Raw genomic sequence first — 16,649 nt, 5'->3', positions numbered from 1 at the left:
TTTTCTTGTACTATAGAGAAGTCCTATAACCATATCAGGATGTCCTATTAGTTTAGTTATTGCCCTAAGATGACTTGTAATGATATTCTTTGTTCAACCTAATTCCGACTATACAAGTAAGAATGGTTTGTTAATAGGGAGAGGAATGGGAGTACACATCATATTCGCTGTGATAACAGCCTGTGGAGGAGATTGGGAATGGTTAAAAAACGGGGGATTCAAAAATTCCGGACAGCACTGCTGTTCATTACAATGCTGGCGGTACTGGCTGGATGCAGCACAGGAACTGCAAGTAATGATTCAGAATCTGCTTCGGCAGCAGGCGACGCCAAAGTGAAAAAGATCATTGTAGGAACAGGTACACAGTTCCCAAATGTCTGCTTCATTGATGAGAATGGCAAGTTAACAGGTTATGATGTGGAACTGATCCGGGAGATCGACAAACGTTTGCCTGAGTACGAATTCGAATTCAGCACCATGGATTTCAAAAACCTGCTACTGAGTCTGGAAACGAAAAAAATTGACCTGATCGCTCACCAGATGGAAGTGAATGATGAGAGACAGGCCAAGTTCCTGTTTAATTATGAAGCCTATAATATTTTTCCAAATAAAATTGTCGTAAGTCAGAAAAATGAGGAAGTAAAATCGATTGAGGATCTCAAAGGGAAAAAACTGATTGTTGGTGCTACAAGTAATGCGGCTGTACTTGCTGAGAAATGGAATGCAGCGAACGGCAACGGGATTGATATCGTTTATTCCGGAGCGGGTGAGGATACCATTACCCAGATCAAAACAGGCCGGGTGGATGCCACCATCAGCACGCAGTTTGCCATTGATTATCAGAATAAGGCGGTTGATGCTCAGCTGAAAACGGTAGGAGATGCCCTCTCCAACTCCAAAGTGTACTTCATTCTGAACAAAGATGAGCAGGAGCTCAAAACCAAAGTGGACGAAGCGCTCAAAGCGATCAAAGAAGATGGAACGTTAGGCAAACTGAGCACTGAGTGGCTTGGAGCTGACTATACGGTTGAAGAGTAGTCTGAGAAAGGTGTGCAGCGGTAATGGGAAAATCATTTGATCTGTCATTGGTTCTGGATTTCATCCCGGAACTGCTACGATATTTGCACATAACACTGATTGTACTGGGTGGTTCCATCGTGCTCGGACTGGTGGGCGGCGTGCTTCTGGCCGTTCCCCGGCTGTATCGGATTCCGGTACTAAGCCAGTTGGCTACCCTGTACGTCTCATTCATGCGGGGCACACCGATCCTGATCAAATTGTTCCTGGTGTATTACGGACTTCCCGAGTTGCTCAAACCCATTGGCATCGACCTGTCGAGAACCGACCCGTTGTTATTTGTCATTGTGACCTATGCGCTTAGTGACGCGGCATCCTTTGCCGAGATCTTTCGCGGAGCGGTGCGCAGCGTGGATAAAGGTCAGACGGAAGCAGCCTATGCTGCCGGTATGACCACATTCCAGTCTTTTCGGCGGATTGTTGTTCCGCAGGCACTGATTGTTGCTTTTCCAAATATGGCTAATACGTTAATCGGTTCATTGAAGGATACGTCTTTGGCCTTCTCCATTGGTGTCATGGATATGGTGGGCAGAGGGCAGACGTTAATTTCGGCTACATCGCATGCACTTGAAGTGTATATCAGTCTGTCTGTGGTCTATTATGTCATTGTTATTGTGCTTGAAAAAGGATTCGCTGTTGCAGAACGCAGACTCCAGCGTCATGAACGCAAGAGGGTCGTACACAAACCGGCAATTCGAGCCAAACGCCTGAAACGAATAGCGGGGTGAGCATATGTCGATTGATCTCCAGTTTATCTATACATCTTTTTTTCAAATCCTGAAGGCATTGCCACTGACACTCGTCATTACGATTGTTCCGTTGATTGCAGGCTTCGGAATCGGTCTGGCTACAGCTCTGATCCGTATCTATCGCGTGCGGTGGATTCACCGCATTGCTGACTTCTACGTTTCATTCCTGCGTGGAACACCGATGCTGATGCATCTATTCCTCATCTATTACGGTATTCCGATGATTATCGATAAGCTGGCGGAACGTTACGGTTGGGCTTTCCAATCCTCGTCGATTCCAATTCTCGTATTTGTACTGATTGCTTTCTCACTCACTGCGGGCGCCTATATGTCCGAGATTATCCGTTCAGGCATTCTTGCTGTGGATATCGGCCAGCTGGAAGCGGCTCACGCTGTAGGCATGAGCACATTCCAGGCTTTAAGGCGCATCATCATCCCTCAAGCGATCGGGGCGGTATTGCCTAACCTGTGCAGTATGTTTGTTGGGTTCCTGCATGGATCAACACTCGCATTTACCGTGTCTCAGATGGACATTCTCGGTAAAGCGGATGTGGTGGCATCCGTCAGTCTGAAGTTTCTGGAGGCCTTTATCGCCGCAGCGTTCATCTATTGGGGGCTGACCATCATTGCCGAGCGGATCACTGCTCTGCTTGAGCGTCGGGTTGCCGTGTACAGCAAAGGAGGCGTGTCATGATTACACTAACAAACATACACAAAACTTTTGGTAAGCAGGAAGTATTGAAGGGAATTGATCTGACCGTGGAACAGGGCGATGTCGTAGCGATCCTTGGACCGAGCGGATCAGGTAAAACAACGCTGCTGCGCTGCGTCAATTTTCTGGAACGTGCCGATGAGGGCGAGGTTCAGATCAGTGGATTAACCGTCGATTGCAAGCATGCACGCAAACATGACATTGTGCAGTTGAGACGAAAAACGGCGATGGTGTTCCAGCATTATAATCTGTTCAAACACAAGACGGTGCTGGATAACGTCACGGAAGGTTTAATTATTGCCCAGAAAATGTCCAAAGCCGATGCCCGCACGCGTGCCTTGCGCGTGCTTGAACAAGTCGGACTGTCTGCCAAAATCAATGAGTATCCAAGTATGTTGTCAGGTGGACAACAGCAACGGGTGGGCATCGCCAGAGCATTGGCACTGAATCCCGAAGTGATTTTGTTTGATGAACCGACTTCTGCGCTGGACCCCGAGCTTGTGGGTGAAGTGTTGTCTGTCATCCGCTCCATTGCTCAAGAGGGGATTACCATGATTGTAGTCACCCATGAAATGGGGTTTGCCCGTGAGGTGGCAAATCGGGTTGTTTTCATGGATGGAGGTTCCGTTGTGGAGGAAGGAACCCCGGAAGAGGTGTTTGTACGTCCAAAGCAGGAACGTACTCGCCAATTCCTCAGTCGATATTCTTCCGACTGGAGTTATGTCATCTGACGATATAGGCGCAAGCTGTAGTAACTGACGATCCCGGCCCGGCATATGCTGTAACAGGCAAATGCTGATAGGCCGGGTTTTTCTATGGGTGAAGCAGGCCGTGACGGTAAGGAGGAGGACCATGCAGAGCAAAATCGATGAAATCATCACACATATTGCACACTCTCACCAGCAGATCGCACGTGTGCTGGATGCCAAACGCCAAGTCGCTGTACGCATGTCTGAAATCATCAATCATTTGCCAGATATCGAACCGGAGTTGGACGGCGTTGACGGTCTGCTGGATAGCTCTGGGCAAATCAACAAAAGCATTATCTCTTACTTGGGGGGCCTTGCAGATCTGGAAGAGGCTGTAGCCGAAACGCTGACCCAAGTCATGCGGGAGATCGCGGTTCAAGAAGAAGAATAAGCCCGGAAGGCGGGTGAAGGAACATGAGTAGAGAACAGAGCCTCATTCTGATGCTGGACGCAGCAGCCAAAATGCAGTGGAATATTGCCCTGATCCTGGAGGCAAAAGCGATTGAGGCCGAGAAGGTACGGAACTGGACGCTGAATCATTTGAATGGGGATACCTTTCTGACGCATGGGGATCAGGTAGGCGAGCCGCTCAAAATGCATGATCAGCTGGTGGAATTGCTGGAAGGATTAACCCGGATGGAGACCGGACTATGCAACAATCTCAAAGCGGTGATGGTGCAGAACGATAGCGAAGATGGCGGCGGTATGGACGGCGGCATGTTTGGCGGCATGGATCTGGGAGACATGGGAAAATGAGTCTGATGCGGCGTGAGCAGGAAGCCAAACTGGCGCTCATTGAATCCATTGCACACAGTCAGCAGGCGCTGGCACGCATTCTGGACAGTGTAGCCAGTGTAACCGCTCATTCGGAAGTATCCGCCCGCAGTCTGGCCGAAAACATTCGTTTGCTGAGTCGCTATCAGGCAGAAATGTCTCGTATGGTTACGGGAATCAGGCTGGCCCGAATCCAGCATGGGGAGCCTGGCTTGCCGTGGCTCAAAGACCCCGGGTGTGCAATTCGTATCGTTCGGGACATACAGGAGGAATGTTGACATGTTAAAGAAAAAGAAAATACGACTGAGAACCAAAAGAGCTTTGTTAATCCGTGGAGCCCGTCTGCGCAAAATTCGCAAACTGCGTGCGCTCAGAGCCAAACGTGTTCTTCACAAACGTCCACTTAAAGGACGCAGTGCGTGGCTCAAAAAAAAGAAACGTGCGGTACGGCGGCACCGGAGTCCAAAGCCCGTACAACCAGTCGTCCCGGCTACCCCTACCGATCCGAACCCGGACGGTGCGTACAGCCAGGGATACAACGAGGCGTACAACGAGGGATTCAACGCGGGTTTCGCCAAGGGATTCGAGGACGGACATCAGCTGGCTTACAAAGCACAGTAACCGATTAGACCGGATTATTCCTGCATGGAATGATACCTGTATAACAGTTAGCCCGGGGGACAGATCCCTCCGGGCTATTTGCATCGCCGCAAAAGCGGACATGCCCGTACAGGCGGATGTGGAGGGCATGCGCCAATTTTGCGCCTTGCAGGACACCCGTCCATGATGCATCTGACCCCGAGGCATATCCTTTAGAGGGAAGACCAATCTCGGGGAGAGTCTGGAAGTGAGATCTCCTGAAGGAAGACAGGGTGAATAATGTGGCAAAACGAAGGCACCGTCCGCTGACCGAAGCGGAAACGGCTTACCGCGGCGGATATGCAGAAGGCCGCAGATTTGGCGGCTGTCAAGCCATGATGGAGCGGGTGCAGATGTTTGAACCGACCCTGCGGGACATGAAGGTGTTATATATCCCGCAAGGATTCGATGCCATCGATGAAGGTGTCACCTTGGCTCTGCAACAATCTGTACGTGAATGCGTTGTTGGATCGCCAGCAGCGATGTTGCAGGAAGCCAGTCAGCATCGGCCCGATGTTGTGCTCGTCATGAATGGTCTGCATGTATTCCCCGCAGATCATGTAGAGCAGGTGAATGGCATACGTGCACTCGGTATCCGAACTGCCGTGTGGTTTGTGGATGATCCGTATTTCACCGAAGATACAACGTCCCTTTGCCAGCACTATGATGTCGTGTTCACGCATGAAGAGGCCGCCGTACCCTTCTATCTGGGACATGGAGCGAACCAGGTCATCTATATGCCACTCGCGGTGAATCCAGGCATGTTTCAACCGCGGCGCGCCGCACCGCAGCATCAGCACGACATTTGTTTTATCGGTACCGGATTCTGGAACCGGATTGCCTTGTTTGATGAGCTGGCCCCTTTTCTAGCGGACAAAAAGGTATTCATTGCGGGTAGCCAGTGGAATCGGTTGACACGCTATGATGTACTAGGCCGTTTCATACACGAAGGATGGATTGCTCCTGGAGAGACAGTAGATTATTACAATGGCGCCAAGATTGTCATTAACATTCACCGGACTTGCGAGAATGGGGAAGACAATCGCAATACACATCATCTTGAAGGTCACTCGATTAATCCACGCACGTATGAGATCAGCGCATGCGGCACAATGCAGATTACGGATGCACGTGCAGATTTACCCCGTTATTATAAGCCGGGATATGACATCGAGACGTTCACCAACGCAGCAGAACTTCAGCGCAAAATCCACTATTATCTGAAGCATGAAGAAGAACGACAGGCGATGGCGTGGCGTGGACTTCTCACCACGATGAACCAGCATACATTCACTCGCCGGATCGGTCAGTTGCTGGAACATTTGTAATCCCCGTCTGAAGTGCAGCATCAACAAGAACACTATCCCAAAAAATAAAGGAGTGGCGGTATGTCTCTCAAACACCGTAAAACCAAAAAGGTTCATGCACCCGTACTGAGCCTGGCTGATCAAGCACGCAAAAATGGGCAACATGCCGGATATGACGCAGGTAAAGAAGAAGGATATCTGCGCGGTCGCGCCAACTATATAGTGAATTGTGCACAGGAACCGTTGCCTTTCCGACAGCTTCACGTGCTGTATGTATCCTCGGGTAAAGGCTTCCCTTACTCCCCGTTGGATGAGGCCATTATGGCCACGCTACAGGGTATGGTAGCTCAAGTAACCCTCTCTGATCCGCGTCAACCGGTTTCTGAAATTGCACTGCAGACGCGTCCTGATCTTGTGCTTGTGCTGGATGGAATGGATATCCCCATCGAGCATATCGATGCGATTCGCCAAGCGGGCATTCAGACGGCGATCTGGCTCACGGATGACCCGTACTATACAGATATGACGCTGGATATTGTGACACATTTTGACCATGTCTTCACGTTGGAACTAAACTGTATCGATCTATATCGACAAATCGGCTGCGCGTCCGTTCACTACCTCCCTTTTGCCGCATTCACTAATCATTACTTTCCAATTACAACTCCTTCCCCGTTAAAACGGGATGTCAGCTTTATCGGCTCGGCCTACTGGAACCGGGTATACTTCTTCAATCCGATCATGCCTCAGTTGATGTCACACAATACGGTATTTAACGGAATCTGGTGGGACCGTCTGCCTGACTATACTGCCTATGGCGAGAAGATTGAACTCGGTCGCTGGATGAGTCCGCCGGAGACCAATGATGTGTACAATGGCACCAAAATTGTCATCAACCTGCATCGATCCCACGAAGATGATTCCGTTAATAATAATCACCTCAAAATCGCGCCAGCTTCACCAAACCCGAGAACGTTTGAGATTGCCGCGTCCACGACGCTACAGCTGACCGACGCGCGGGATGACATTGCACGTTTCTACAAACCGGGTGTGGAGATTGAGACATATTCCTCACCGCAGGAGTTACTCGACAAAGTGGAATATTATCTTACTCATGAAAAGGAACGCCGTGAGATTGCACTTCGTGGACTTGAACGTACACTGAAAGACCACACGTATGGCAAAAGAATTAATGAAATGTTAACCATCATATTCCCTTAATTCTGGCCGGGAGGAGGTGTGCACAGTACCCTGTATCGGATACCCGTGTACAGGGTCCGTGCGGCCATGGCAACGAAACCAAAGCTGATGTTATTTTCACATGTTTGCAATACTCGCAGCATTACAGGTGCCGAGAAGTTGCTGCTTCATTTTATGAGAGAGATCGGTACGATCTTTGAATGTGTGCTCGTAGCCCCTCAGGAGGGGAAGCTTGCGGGCCTTGCGCGAAGATTCGGCATTCAGGTCAAAATATGCACTCTGCCGATGCTTCACGGTGTGTACACACCTTACCTGGGCATTGCAGATGATGCGGAGCATCTTCGTCATACACCAGCGTATCAGGAAGCAGTCTCCCTCATACGGGAGACTGCTCCCGATATGGTGTTAACGAACACCTGCGTTAATGTACTGCCGGCTGTAGCGGCAAAGTCCCTTCAGATTCCGGTCATCTGGAAAATTACCGAGATCATTCATACGAATGAACATACAACCGAGGCGGTCCAGATGATTGGCCGTTACGCGGATTGGATTATCGGTATATCCGAGACAGCTGTAGCCCCATTCCAAGAAGCCGGCATAGGTGACAAAGTGACCATCATATCCCCAACTTGGGAACCCGCGCTACCAGCACCGGACCGCTGGGTTCATCTGCGCGAACGTAAGCGTAAGGAGCTCGGTTTCAAATCATCGCAGACCTGTATCGGTTATATTTCTTCATTTATATATGATGCCAAAGGGTTGAAACCTTTTGTAGATATGGCCTTGAGGATCTGTGAAACACATTCGCGCTGTCGCTTCTGGATCATCGGGGCAGCATCGGATAAAAAGTATTACGACGAGTGTGTATCACGGGTGAAAAAATCCGGGTACTCACGCCGGTTTACCTTCACCACATTTGAAGAGAACGTATCTCTGGCGTATACCGCGATGGATATCCTGGTCATCCCAAGCATGGTCAAAGAAGGGTTTGGCATGACCGCACTGGAGGGTCTCTATTTTGCCAAACCGGTCATCGCTTTTGCTCAGGGTGGACTGAAGGAATTAATGGAATCCGTTGGCAGTGATGCATTTCTGGCCCCGCCGGGTGATACCGAAGCGCTTGTCACCTTGGCAACAACCTTGCTGAATGATGCAGAGCTGGCCTCGAATACGGGGTGGCGTAATCGGACAGAAGCGGAAAGGCTCTACGGCGTTGAAACCTACCGAACGAAACTGCATACGATGGTGACACAGTGGTTATTGCGTTTTCCCGGATGGTTTGCTTATATCCAACCTCCGAATGGACCTGTGTATACCCACGGGGAGGGAGGACTGCGCACTGTACTGGTACTGGAGCCGACTACGGTTCGGGCACTATTATTCCCACTGACCGTCATACAGGCGTTGCCACATTCCTCATTACCTCCAATCGCATTGGGTCACGATGCTCCTGCTGCCTCAGGTACTGTCCCGGCTGCAAAGCCGATTCAACAGAGGGGCAAAACGCGGAAACGTCGTCGCAAGCCACTTGCACCTCATTCTCGCCGAGACCGTGAGGGGCTGAAACGTACTTCCGGAACTGGCAGACGTAAGGGGAGAACCCGTACAACGAAGGGACCGCGTCCACATATGGGGAAATCGGCTAGTCGCAGACGCAAATCTGCCAAAGCGGGACGTAGCCGAGCAGGGCGCAAGGGTTCCAATACAAGATGAAGGCAGGGATTACGATGAAGATCATGACGGTGCTGGGTACGAGACCTGAGATCATACGGCTCAGCCTGATCATCTCCAAGCTGGACCAGTACGCGTCCAAACATATTCTGGTGCATACGGGACAGAACTTCACGGAAAGTCTCAGCGGTCTCTTTTTCAAGGAAATGGGCCTGCGCGCACCGGATTACGTTCTTCAGGATGAAGCGGCCACTCTGGGACGACAGCTATCCTCGATGTTTATGCAGATGGAAGATCTGATATTGCAGGAAAAGCCTGATAAATTGCTGCTGCTTGGCGATACCAATAGCGCATTATGTGCAATATTGGCTGAGCGCATGGGTGTTCCTGTTATTCATATGGAAGCAGGCAATCGTTGCTTTGACCTGGATGTGCCTGAAGAGAAAAATCGTAAGGTTATTGATGCCATCTCCACCGTTAATATGCCTTACACGGAACAGAGCAAGAAACATTTGGTCAGCGAAGGGGTACCAAGCAGGCGCATCGTGCTAACGGGCAATCCCATCTATGAAGTCATGCAGCACTACGAAGCGCAAGTAAGTTCCAGCAAAATACTGAAGAAGCTCAAGCTGAAGTCTGGGCAATACTTCCTGGTTACTGCCCATCGAGCTGAGAATGTGGATCATGCCCCTCATTTGCTGGAGATTATGAAAGGACTGAACCAGGTCGCAGAGGAACACGGGTTGCGTGTGATCTGCAGTATTCATCCGCGTACAGCAATCCGGATTGCGGAGCATCTGCATCTGGAGATGAACCCACTGGTGGAGTTTCACGAGCCGTTTGGATTCTTCGACTTTGTAATGCTTGAACGTCATGCACGCTGTGCACTTACGGATAGCGGTACCGTGCAGGAGGAGTGTTGCATTATGGGTGTGCCGACCGTAACGATGCGTCGAACTACCGAGCGGCCGGAAACGGTCGATTGCGGCAGCAATGTAGTCTCCGGTCTGGATGCCGCGCGCATCGCTGATTGCGTGAAAGTCATGACAAAGATGTCTAGCGACTGGGATTGCCCGCAAGGTTACAAAGCCACAGATGTATCCAGTAAAGTGGTTAAATTTCTGCTTGGAGGGAAAATGCATGTTTGAAAATAAGCGTATACTCGTGACTGGCGGTACGGGATCATGGGGTTATGAACTTGTGGCTCAACTACTGCCCCAGCAGCCCAAAGAAATTATTGTATATTCCCGGAACGAGTCCAGCCAAGTGGCTATGAGTCGTGAATTTGAAGACCCACGTCTTCATTTCCGGATTGGAGATATTCGTGACAAGGACGCATTAACGGCGGCTTGCCAACATGTGGACTATGTATTTCATCTGGCTGCGCTCAAGCATGTTCCGGTGTGTGAAGACCAACCGTACGAAGCACTCAAAACCAATGTGATTGGTACACAGAACGTAATTGAGGCCGCTATTGAGAACAAGGTGGAAAAAGTAATCTATATCTCGACTGACAAAGCTGCCAATCCGTCCAACTTCTATGGCATGACAAAAGCGATCGGCGAGAAATTAATTGTATATGCAAACTTGTTACACAGCGATACCAAGTTTGTTACGGTACGGGGCGGGAATGTACTGGGAACAAACGGAAGTGTGGTACATCTGTTCAAGAATCAGATCCGCCAGAAAGGGCAGGTCTCCATCACGGATATGAGTATGACTCGATTCTTTCTTACGCTGAAGGACGCAATTACCTTGCTGTTCAAAGCTTCGGTGGAAAGTGTCGGTGGAGAGATCTTTGTCATGACAATGCCTACCTGCAAAATCGTTGATCTCGCGGAAGTACTGATTGAGGATTCCGGTGTGGAGAATGTGAGCATTGTGGAACGGGGCATTCGTCCAGGGGAGAAAATCCATGAAATATTGATGAGTGAATTCGAGAGCATGACCACCGTTGTCTACGATGAGCAGTACCTGGTAATTCTTCCTACCCTAGGCATACCGGGTCTGCGTGAACACTATACCAATTGTCCCCCGGTCTCCTTTAACAGTTTCAGTTCTGAGCATCAACTCATGACCAAAGAGGAGATTCGTGAAATTCTGAAACGCGGAGGATTCTTGTCATGAAACTGCTGATACTTGGTGGAAACGGAATGGCCGGCCATATTCTGGTCGACTATTTCCGCCGTCAAGGTGTACACAGCGTCTTCTACACATCTCGGGATGTAACGGACCCCAATGGTCTGCTCCTGGATGTGAACGACAGCTTCATGGTTGATCGATTGGTAGAAGCTGTGCACCCGGATGTGATTATTAATGCTGTAGGTGTGTTGAACAACTTTGCAGATGAGGACAAAATTACTGCATATCATATTAACGGTTTCCTGCCACATCGTCTGCGGCGGGTTGCAGATACGATTGGTGCACGCCTGATTCATATCAGCACGGACTGTGTGTTCAGCGGGGAACGGGGAGCATACCGGGAAGATGATGTTACGGATGGGACTTCAGCTTACGCCATCACCAAAGCACTTGGTGAAGTTCAGGATGAAGGTCATCTGACGATCCGTACGTCCATTATTGGACCCGAGATTCGGCAGGGCGGCATTGGTCTGATGCAATGGTTTATGTCCAGCACAGGTGAAGTCGGGGGGTATACCCGCGTATTCTGGAACGGTGTGACCACACTTGAGCTGGCCAAATGGGTAAACCATTACCTGTCCTCATCGGTTAGTGGTCTGATCCACTTAGCTCATCCGGTACCTGTCAGCAAGCATGACCTGCTTGTATTGTTCAAGCAGACCTGGGATAAGCAGGATGTGACGATTGTGCGTGATGACAGTGTAGTGCAGGATCGTACACTGGTGTCCACTCGCGAGGATGTGAAGACAGACCTGCCGGATTATTCTACAATGCTGAAGGAGTTGGCATTATGGATGGAGCAGAGCTGAGAGGCAAGAAAGTGCTGATTACAGGCGCCTCCGGTTTTACCGGGCGACATGCCGTATCTTATTTTCGGGAAGTTGGTGCAGTGGTTGCGGCGGTAGTCCGGAGGCCGGATGTGTATTCATTCGGAAAAGGTGCACAAGTCCATGTCTGTGATCTAAACGATAAACAGCAAGTACGTCATCTGATCGGCGAGGTGCAGCCCGACTATGTGCTGCATCTCGCTGGCAAAAATTCAGTGCCTGATTCGTGGTCTGATCCGCTACTGGTCCTGGAGACCAATGTGATGGCCGTGCTGTATCTGCTGGATGCGCTTCGCAGTTGTCCGACAGCACGAACCGTTATTGTAGGATCGAGGTTAAAATATACGCCGGAACCTGGCCGGATTCCCCAGCCTCCGCATCCATACAGTCTCAGTAAAGCGCTGGAAGAGATGGTGTCCTTGTCGTGGATGTCGCTCTTCGGACAACAGATCATGCTGGCGGAGCCAGGCAATCTGATAGGTGCGGGTCCTTCCACAGGCATCTGTTCACTGCTTGCACGCCATGTTGTTGCCTGTGAGCAGGCGGGCAAAACCGAGGCATTCCGTCTGTCCGGACGGGACAATACCCGTGACTTTCTGGATGTGCGGGATGCCGTCAGAGCGTATGCGACCCTCCTGGTACACGGGTCCAGCGGTACAGTATATCCGGTGGTGTCTGGAGTTGAGCGCAGTCTTGGAGAAATTGCAGATCTGCTGTTGTCCATGACAGAAGCGGAAGTTCCTGTTCGCTGGGATGGGGCATCTTCTGGTCCGGATGGTTCGGGGAAACAGGAGGAATTATCACTGCTGCGCAAGCTTGGCTGGCAGCCGATGATTCCATTTGCCACATCACTTCAGGATATCCTGAGTGATGTTCGTGTCCAGCAAGGGAGGACGACAAGTTGAATCCGAGAGTATCCATTGTCATTCCATTCTATAACTGCCCTTATGTGCCTCAGGCGATTCAGAGTGCGCTGAACCAAACGTATCCCGATGTGGAGATCGTTGTTGTGAATGACGGTTCAAACCGGCATGCAGAGTTGCTTCAACCCTATCTTCCTTATATTAATGTGCTTGGCAAAAGCAATGGCGGGACGGCTTCGGCACTTAATCATGGCATCCGCCATGCCTCAGGTGATTATGTAGCCTGGCTCAGTTCGGATGATTATCTGTACCCGGATAAAATTCGTTATCAGCTGGAGTTTATGCAGCGTGAGAATGTGCTCGTCTCCCATACGAACTTTCATTATATCAACGAGCATTCGGCAGTTACCAGAATGCATGGTGGGCCTGAACCGATGTCGGATATGGATTTACTACGACGGTTTGTTAACGGCAATCCAGTGAATGGCTGCACGGTCATGATTCGCAAGGATCTCTTTAGCGGAGTGGGGCTGTTCGATGAACTTCTTCCCTACACCCATGATCTGGATCTCTGGATGCGTATTGTACTGAACGGTCATCGGTTCCCATACCTGAATGAACCGCTTACTGCCTATCGGTGGCATGGTGGAATGGGATCGGTACGTCATGCGGATGTCATCGGCAGAGAGGCATCCATGGTATGGTCCAGATATCGGGAACCGCTGTTGCAGCGAATAGCGACGCTTGGCGGGTAGCGTAGGGAGGGCAGTTAAGAAAGCCAAAAGATGGCTGATTAACGCCCTCTTTGCGCAGCATTTTACCTAAGACAGTAAGAGGAGGGGAAGGCCCGAATGGAGCCAAAAGTATCGATCGTCATTCCTTTTTACAATTGTGCTTATATCGAGCAGGCTGTTCACAGTGCCATTCACCAGACGTATCCGCATATCGAGGTCATCGTAGTGGATGATGGGTCAACCGAGCACGTGGAGCGGCTACAGCCATTCATGGATTCCATCCGCTATATTCGCAAAGAAAACGGTGGAACCGCGACAGCATTAAATGAGGGCATCAAACATGCAACAGGGGATTACTTTGTTTGGCTCAGCTCAGATGATGTGATGCTACTGGACCGGGTGGAGAAACAACTGAAGTTTATGCGAGAAGTCAAGGCTTCATTCTGTCATGGTGCCTACCATTATGTGAATGAGAAGAGTGAATGGTTGGATACGGTGCATCCGGAAGTGGGAAGTCGTCTGGAAATGTTGCAGGTACTGCTGGAAGGTTGTCCGATCAACGGCTGTACTGTCATGTTAGAGATGGAAGCATTTGAGCGCTTCGGACTGTTCGACACTGATTTTCGCTACACCCATGACTATGAGATGTGGATGAGGCTGTTTCCAATGTATGAGCTGTTCTACTACAATGAACCTCTGATGTGTTACCGATTGCATGAATCGATGGGGACCAAACGCCATTTCAAGGCACTGGTTGCCGAGATGGAACAGGTTCAGGCGAAGCATCGGCCTATTCTGTTTAACTTGCTTCAGGTTGGCGGGTACTGGAAGTAGATGGATTTGGCAACGATGGCTGAAATGGAATAGGTGTTAAATGGACAGGAGAGCACCCTTATGAAGCACTTTTTAAGTGTTATAAGTGGAAGCTCTTTTTTTGCTTTATGGACAGATACGTGGACACAAAGGGTGATCGATTGCTGAAGTCTCTGTATAATGAAATGATTCATACACGGAAGGGACTGGACTATGCACAGATATCAATATCTTAAACCTAACTATTAATAAACTAATGGAGGTAAGAGTATTGATTACAGAGTTATACACAGAACGGTTATATTTGCGAAAAATGAACGTATCGGATGCGGCCAGCTTGTTTAAAATTTGGTCTGATCCGGATGTAACTAGATTTATGAATATCACTCATTTTACGGATGAAAATCAAGCTATAGCCATGATTAATCTTCTGAATGATCTTGCTCAGGAAAACAAGGCCATTCGGTTCTCTATCCTTGTGCAAGAGTCCAACGAAATCATAGGTTCATGTGGTTATAATGCACTGGATTTTGACAATCTCAAAGCAGAAATTGGGTATGACATTGCCAGATCACACTGGGGGAAAGGATATGCTACGGAAGCGATCTCTTCTTTGTTAGTTCATGCATTCTCGACCATGAGGCTGAATCGAATGGAAGCAAAGGTTGACCCCGATAATGTGAATTCTATCAAGCTATTACAAAAGCTCAATTTCACATACGAAGGCACCCTCAGAGCATACGAGAGGGCAGGCGAAACGTTCAGTGATCTGAATATGTATTCCAAGTTGGCGACAGATTAGAGAGATCTGGAATAGCGTGTTCTCGGTCCGTTAGAAAACATTTGAAACGAGAAGGGGGTGTCCTCAGTCATTCATATGACAGATGGGACACCCCTTGTTTGATATTTCGGCATGTTATATAAAGACGGCATATCATTGGACAACTCAATCTTTTGAATTCATGATCACCATGGATGCAGGATCGGGAAATACATATCCTTTAGGCAGCTTCTTCATCAATTCATTCATTACAGCGTAATCCACGTTGATGTGAGGTGTGGAAACTGGAGTCGAAAACCAGCGATTGTATAGATCACTTGGTACAAGTAACGTCATATTGTATGTCCTCCTCTGTAGATGGCTTCTTGGTAGACTTGAAATGTACGCAATCCCATCACTTCCAGTGAACGATGTTGTTCAGCCCAGGCTTTCGCCGCCGCACCCACTGTTCTCCGGGTAACATCATCCTCAAGTAGTGCATCCAACAGTTCACGGAGCGAGTCGACATCCTGCGGAGGAACAACCCATCCTGTGCGTCCAGGGTCAACCATCTCAGGCATGCCGGCTGTACCACTGACGATAACAGGTACACCCGCCAGTTGTGCTTCGGTAACGGAGAACGGCTGGGTGTCCTGCAGGCTGGGCTGAACATAGATGTCTGCATGGCGCAGGAAGGAAGGAATATTGTCCAGCTTGCCCCAGAACACAACATCGGCTCCAATACCCGTTGACGCGGCCTGTGACCGCAATTCATCGGTTAGATTGCCTTCTCCTGCGATCCAGCAGACCCAATCGGAACGTTTATTTTTCAGACTGGCTAAGGCCTTGATTAACACATGAACGCCCTTGATGTATTCAAGTCGTCCGGTAAAGGCAATGACTTTCTTGCCCGCAGGTGGTCGCTGGCGGAACTTCACAGCTGCTGAGGCACGGTAGGCTGGGAGATCTACAGCATAGGGAATCTGTCTGAACTTTGATTCAGGAACGGCAAGCTCTGTAAGCGTACTCTTGATCCAGTGGCTTGACACGAGAATGAGCTCGGACTGTGCTGCACTTCGCTCTTCCAATGAGAGAAAATAACGTCCACGCTTGGATTGCAAATATGAAGGGAGAGTAAGCTGTGGGTTGGAATTTTGAGCATCGTAAAAGGCTTCGCGTGCAAGAGCGCCATGATAGCTTGTAACCAGTGGGATATTGCGGTTTAAGATGCGTTTTATGGCTACGGCAGCTACCGGATCTTGCGCATGAATAACATCATAGTGGTCCACCCCCAGATAAGCGGCCGCCATCTCGAAGGCATATCTATTCAGTTCATAATAAGCGAGAAGAGGATCGGCAGTGAATTGTGGCAGATCAGTCGGATTGAGTTTGGCTTGCAGCATGGGCCACACCTTATCCTTGGAGAAAGCGCGGTTCAGATTACGAACATATACTTCGTTATTGGCACCATTTGTGCCCATGATATCAACCTCTACACCAAGTGCGATTAACCTGTCGGCCAGTTGTTTAACATATGTCCATATGCCTCCCATATGTGTAAGCTCCCAATACGTAACGAGCAGAACTTTCATAGCTACCTCCTTGTCACGGCCTGCACCGGCCGAGCTTCTA

General features: G+C 49.5%; 20 protein-coding genes. 18 read left to right on the top strand and 2 right to left on the bottom strand.

The genetic code is table 11. The features are described from left to right. Positions 1–198: 198 nt before the first annotated feature. The 18 genes from MHH25_RS24660 (at position 199) to MHH25_RS24575 (ending at position 15,059) form a co-directional block, all read left to right on the top strand. A complete protein-coding gene (locus MHH25_RS24660; RefSeq protein ID WP_340018419.1) occupies positions 199–1,038 on the top strand; it encodes a transporter substrate-binding domain-containing protein in 840 nt (279 codons plus the stop codon). A 23-nt stretch (positions 1,039–1,061) separates the two neighbouring features. Beyond that, complete coding sequence (locus MHH25_RS24655) at positions 1,062–1,805, top strand: amino acid ABC transporter permease (RefSeq protein ID WP_340018418.1); 744 nt, start codon at positions 1,062–1,064, stop codon at positions 1,803–1,805. 4 nt (positions 1,806–1,809) lie between these two features. Further along, a complete protein-coding gene (locus MHH25_RS24650) occupies positions 1,810–2,520 on the top strand; it encodes an amino acid ABC transporter permease (protein WP_036605840.1) in 711 nt (236 codons plus the stop codon). Beyond that, entirely contained in the window at positions 2,517–3,269 is a 753-nt protein-coding gene (locus tag MHH25_RS24645; protein WP_017692508.1) for an amino acid ABC transporter ATP-binding protein, read from the top strand. Before MHH25_RS24650 ends, MHH25_RS24645 begins: the two co-directional genes overlap by 4 nt. Positions 3,270–3,390: 121 nt before the next feature. Continuing rightward, positions 3,391–3,678, top strand: coding sequence for a hypothetical protein (locus MHH25_RS24640; RefSeq protein ID WP_017692509.1), 288 nt, complete (start codon positions 3,391–3,393; stop codon positions 3,676–3,678). Between the two features lie 23 nt (positions 3,679–3,701). After that, positions 3,702–4,043, top strand: a complete 342-nt coding sequence (locus MHH25_RS24635) for a hypothetical protein (RefSeq protein ID WP_017692510.1) — start codon at positions 3,702–3,704, stop codon at positions 4,041–4,043. Then, the gene (locus tag MHH25_RS24630) at positions 4,040–4,339 is read left to right on the top strand and encodes a hypothetical protein (RefSeq protein WP_017692511.1); all 300 of its coding nucleotides are present in this window, start codon (positions 4,040–4,042) and stop codon (positions 4,337–4,339) included. Before MHH25_RS24635 ends, MHH25_RS24630 begins: the two co-directional genes overlap by 4 nt. A gap of 1 nt (position 4,340) precedes the next feature. Next, on the top strand, positions 4,341–4,682 hold the full coding sequence (locus MHH25_RS24625; RefSeq protein ID WP_051446920.1) for a hypothetical protein: 342 nt from the start codon (positions 4,341–4,343) through the stop codon (positions 4,680–4,682). A gap of 251 nt (positions 4,683–4,933) precedes the next feature. Then, complete coding sequence (locus MHH25_RS24620) at positions 4,934–6,028, top strand: glycosyltransferase (RefSeq protein ID WP_339284145.1); 1,095 nt, start codon at positions 4,934–4,936, stop codon at positions 6,026–6,028. Positions 6,029–6,088: 60 nt separating this feature from the next. Then, positions 6,089–7,228 carry a glycosyltransferase gene (locus MHH25_RS24615; RefSeq protein WP_047841233.1) on the top strand — a complete coding sequence of 380 codons (1,140 nt, stop codon included), beginning with the start codon at positions 6,089–6,091 and terminating at the stop codon, positions 7,226–7,228. A gap of 66 nt (positions 7,229–7,294) precedes the next feature. Further along, a complete protein-coding gene (locus MHH25_RS24610; RefSeq protein ID WP_340018417.1) occupies positions 7,295–8,920 on the top strand; it encodes a glycosyltransferase family 4 protein in 1,626 nt (541 codons plus the stop codon). Positions 8,921–8,934: 14 nt separating this feature from the next. Further along, positions 8,935–10,026, top strand: coding sequence for a UDP-N-acetylglucosamine 2-epimerase (non-hydrolyzing) (wecB, locus tag MHH25_RS24605; RefSeq protein ID WP_340018416.1), 1,092 nt, complete (start codon positions 8,935–8,937; stop codon positions 10,024–10,026). Then, complete coding sequence (locus tag MHH25_RS24600) at positions 10,019–11,005, top strand: polysaccharide biosynthesis protein (RefSeq protein ID WP_017692517.1); 987 nt, start codon at positions 10,019–10,021, stop codon at positions 11,003–11,005. The genes wecB and MHH25_RS24600 overlap by 8 nt, the downstream gene beginning before the upstream one ends. After that, entirely contained in the window at positions 11,002–11,829 is an 828-nt protein-coding gene (locus MHH25_RS24595) for an SDR family oxidoreductase (protein ID WP_338706935.1), read from the top strand. Before MHH25_RS24600 ends, MHH25_RS24595 begins: the two co-directional genes overlap by 4 nt. Further along, on the top strand, positions 11,811–12,752 hold the full coding sequence (locus MHH25_RS24590) for an NAD-dependent epimerase/dehydratase family protein (RefSeq protein WP_076319757.1): 942 nt from the start codon (positions 11,811–11,813) through the stop codon (positions 12,750–12,752). Before MHH25_RS24595 ends, MHH25_RS24590 begins: the two co-directional genes overlap by 19 nt. Next, positions 12,749–13,465, top strand: a complete 717-nt coding sequence (locus MHH25_RS24585; RefSeq protein ID WP_340018415.1) for a glycosyltransferase — start codon at positions 12,749–12,751, stop codon at positions 13,463–13,465. Before MHH25_RS24590 ends, MHH25_RS24585 begins: the two co-directional genes overlap by 4 nt. A gap of 96 nt (positions 13,466–13,561) precedes the next feature. Continuing rightward, the gene (locus MHH25_RS24580) at positions 13,562–14,278 is read left to right on the top strand and encodes a glycosyltransferase (RefSeq protein WP_127547111.1); all 717 of its coding nucleotides are present in this window, start codon (positions 13,562–13,564) and stop codon (positions 14,276–14,278) included. A gap of 250 nt (positions 14,279–14,528) precedes the next feature. Continuing rightward, positions 14,529–15,059 (top strand): GNAT family N-acetyltransferase, encoded by a 531-nt coding sequence (locus tag MHH25_RS24575; RefSeq protein WP_076319756.1) that lies wholly within the window; start codon positions 14,529–14,531, stop codon positions 15,057–15,059. Between the two features lie 144 nt (positions 15,060–15,203). Here the strand turns inward: MHH25_RS24575 and MHH25_RS24570 are convergent, their stop codons facing one another. After that, positions 15,204–15,374, bottom strand: a complete 171-nt coding sequence (locus MHH25_RS24570) for a hypothetical protein (RefSeq protein ID WP_179086550.1) — start codon at positions 15,372–15,374, stop codon at positions 15,204–15,206. Beyond that, positions 15,371–16,609, bottom strand: coding sequence for a glycosyltransferase family 4 protein (locus tag MHH25_RS24565; protein WP_076319755.1), 1,239 nt, complete (start codon positions 16,607–16,609; stop codon positions 15,371–15,373). Before MHH25_RS24565 ends, MHH25_RS24570 begins: the two co-directional genes overlap by 4 nt. Between the last annotated feature and the right edge of the window lie 40 nt (positions 16,610–16,649).

Source organism: Paenibacillus sp. FSL H3-0457 (genome assembly GCF_037981725.1).
GTDB lineage: Bacteria > Bacillota > Bacilli > Paenibacillales > Paenibacillaceae > Paenibacillus > Paenibacillus amylolyticus.
This window is presented reverse-complemented; position numbering and strand designations above follow the sequence as displayed.